The sequence below is a fragment of the Novosphingobium soli genome, from assembly GCF_042432915.1.
Classification (GTDB): Bacteria; Pseudomonadota; Alphaproteobacteria; order Sphingomonadales; family Sphingomonadaceae; genus Novosphingobium; species Novosphingobium soli.
Genome location: NZ_JBHLWK010000033.1, coordinates 1 through 1370, shown reverse-complemented (window position 1 = coordinate 1370; position 1370 = coordinate 1). Strand labels below are relative to the sequence as shown.

Genomic DNA, 1370 nt, shown 5'->3' with positions numbered 1-1370 from the left:
TGATTCATGTGTGGACGACCCCCGTTGGGCAAGATCGATTTTAGCGAATGATACTTTCCCTGGTCAGGTTCATTCATGTGTCCGGCCTGTTCGCGCGGCGCGAGAGGCCGCTGGCCATGATGGTGTCGGTGGATCGGATCCTCATCACTGTGTCGCGCTCGGGGCGCGGTGAATCAGGCAGGTTGTTCCGATCCCCGGCTTGACCGGGTTGGCATCATTCGTTTCGTTCTCTCCTGCCCAAACTTGTTCCGTGCGGCTTCAGGCGATGGCCGGAGCCGCGCGGTAACCCTCCTCTCGCGTCATGACCGCCCAGGCGATCCTCGCCATCTTGTTGGCCACGGCGACACTCACCAATCTCGCCGGCTTGCGCTCCAGCAGCCGATCGGCCCAGATGCTAACGGTTGTCGTCTTGCGGCGCGTGTAGCGTAAGACGGCGGTGGCGCCGACAACGAGGAGATGGCGCAGATAGCGATCGCCCATCTTCGATATCCCACCCATGCGCTCTTTGCCGCCCGAGGAGTGTTGTTTGGGTACGAGCCCGAGCCATGCGGCGAATTGCCGACCCGAACGAAAGACGCGGGCGTCGCCGACGGTTGCCGCGAGCGCGGTAGCGGTGATGAACCCGATCCCAGGGATCGTCTCCAGCCTACGGGAAGCAATGGTGGCGCGATGCCATCTCATCAACTCGATTTCGATCGCGCGGATCTGCTGGCTCAGTCCCTCGATCATGTCGGCGATCAGCAGCAAGGTCTGACGTGCAAGGTCCGGTATCGGCGCCGTGCCACTTGCAAGCGCTTCGACCAGTTCGCGAACATGCGCACGCCCCTTGGGCGCGATGACGCCATACTCCGCCAGGTGCGCGCGCATCGCGCTGACTTGCGCGGTCCGCTGACGGACCAGCAGTTGGCGGGCACGATGCAGCATCAACACGCTTTGCGCGTCGGCGGATTTGATCGGTACGAACCGCATCGTCGGTCGCGTTACCGCCTCGCAAATTGCCTCGGCATCGGCTGCGTCATTCTTGTTCCGCTTCACATACGCCTTCACATAGGCTGGCGGCATCAGCCTTACCTCGTGACCAAATGCCTGGAGTTGACGCGCCCAATGATGCGCCGTCGCGCACGCCTCGATGCCGATCAGGCATGGCTGCAGCTCGCCGAGCAGCGTGAGCAGCTGGTCCCGCTTGACCTTGCGCCGTAGCACCACCTTACCTTCGCAGTTTACGCCATGGACCTGAAAAACGTTTTTCGCGATATCCAGTCCGATCGTGGTAATCTCCATGTGGGCGGTTCCTTCCTACTGATGGTCGATGACAGCACCATCATGGCACGACTCGATGCCGTTTGGGTGGGGGCCGTCCACCTCATCAC

Annotated in this window: 1 protein-coding gene; it reads right to left on the bottom strand. The window is 61.8% G+C overall.

What is annotated here, in order from left to right; translation table 11 throughout:
• Positions 1–258: 258 nt before the first annotated feature.
• Entirely contained in the window at positions 259–1281 is a 1023-nt protein-coding gene (locus ACFFJC_RS19865) for an IS110 family RNA-guided transposase (protein WP_379489118.1), read from the bottom strand.
• Between the last annotated feature and the right edge of the window lie 89 nt (positions 1282–1370).

What these genes read in the sequence shown, in the direction of transcription:
- ACFFJC_RS19865 (WP_379489118.1), bottom strand. Translation starts at nt 1,281, where the DNA reads ATGGAGATTACCACGATCGGACTGGATATCGCGAAAAACGTTTTTCAG.